A 1,819-nucleotide genomic window follows, 5' to 3' on the forward strand; every position below is an offset into this window, starting at 1 on the left:
TGGGAGGTAAAAGACTTAACTGCGACTGGTCATAGGTCTTAAATACTGCTTTGGCTTTCATTACATGAAAATACTAAAAACCAGAAAATAATACAACAAAAAAGGCTGCCTTTTCAGACAGCCTCTTCCTTATTAATAGCAATTATATTTATTACTAGTTTCCAGACAGGATTTTTTTAACAAAAATATCTCTGTCAGTTATTACCCTCAGAATATAGATCTGGTTTGCTTTTGTAGCAAAATCCAGAGTGAGTTCTGTTACATCTCCATTGGTTACTCTTTTATCCCTATAGGTACGTAGTAATTGACCATTAAGGTTATAAAACTCTAAAGTTACGTGAGAAATGTATTCAAATTCATACTGAACATTCAAGTTGGTTGCGAAAGGTACCGGCCAAGCAGAGAAACCTTCTGTGCTGCTGCTAACAATCTCATTCCTGTAAGGATCTTCATCCTCGAGACAACTTGGACTCGGTTCTGTAGTAGCTCGACTACCACCTAACGAACAGCCCGCATTGTTCAACATATCGAGGTAACTCGCAGTGTTGTTCGCATCTCCAAACTTTGCATTCACATAGGCAATTAACTCTGCAGCAGTGGCGATTTCATAGTTTACTTCTTCGCTACAAGCGTTTAATAACGCCGCTACAGATTGCCTTGCCAAATTTTTAACTCCGCCTCCCTTGGCATTTAATGCTTCAAGCAAGGTCATACCACTAATTGATTTAGGAGCATTAGAAAAAACATCTCCATATAAAGTACAAGTTGTGAATGCGTAACATATTTCTTCCGAAGAGCTGTTTTCCTCAGAATTACTGGCCGGCCATCTATCGGTATGGTTCTTCCAATACCCTAATGTACAACCTTCAAAATCATCACAAATTGGTTCTATTAAATCAACTGTGGTGGATCCACTCGTACATCCATCATCACTAATTGAGGTAATTAAGTAGGAACCAACAATAAGATCTGTAAAGCCTCCAAGTGGATAACTTACATTAGAATAAAATGTCTTATCTGTATCCTCATTAATAACCGTGTAACTTAAATCCCCGAGTTCTCCAGAATTGGTGATGAAGATTGTACCCAGGAAGGTTTCACAATCTGGCTGAGTAACCTCAGTTAAAAGGTCAATATCAACCTGGCTCAGCCTGTTTATAATTACCTCAAAATCTTCTGAGATGCAACCATTTTCCTCATATCGAATTCGGAATTCATATGTACCTACGGCAAGACTAATTTCGCTTTCATATAGAACGAAATCACCTTCATCAATACTATAGTATAAATTATTCCCTGCACCAACAAAGACCAGTCCACCATCACCCCCAATACAATCGGCCATAGAGGCTTGGTATTCGGGGGTTTCAGGAAGGGCATCGATCACAATTTCTATTTCTGAACTATCTTCAATACATTCTGATTCCTCTCCAGGTGTTACCGTATAGGTGAAGGTATATGAACCTGTACTCAATCCAGTAAAATCTACCATCGTGGGATCACTAAGGTCAACCCCACTGGCATCTGTATCAGACCAGCTTCCACCAGCATCCTCATCGGTGATAAGGTCAAACAGGTTTACTGCATCCTTGCTCTCATCTCCTTCACAGAAACGATCTTCTCCGTCTACACCAGCATACAAAGCATCATCAATAGTGATACTTGCTACCGACTCATCATCAGGACAAGTAGAATTCTCATCATCCGGACTTACTGTATAAGTAAAGGTGTAAGTTCCAGGAGACAGACTACTAAAATCTACCAACGTTGGATCGCTGAGATCTACCCCGCTGGCATCTGTATCGGCCCAGTTTCCACC

Annotated in this window: 1 protein-coding gene; it reads right to left on the minus strand. The window is 40.1% G+C overall.

Annotated elements, in window-relative coordinates; all coding sequences use genetic code 11:
* Window positions 1-154 precede the first annotated feature (154 nt).
* The coding region (locus LB465_RS17855) for a T9SS type A sorting domain-containing protein (protein WP_224471279.1) at window positions 155-1,819 on the minus strand (1,665 nt) is incomplete at its 5' end.

This window comes from Salegentibacter lacus (assembly GCF_020164555.1).
Taxonomy (GTDB): domain Bacteria; phylum Bacteroidota; class Bacteroidia; order Flavobacteriales; family Flavobacteriaceae; genus Salegentibacter; species Salegentibacter lacus.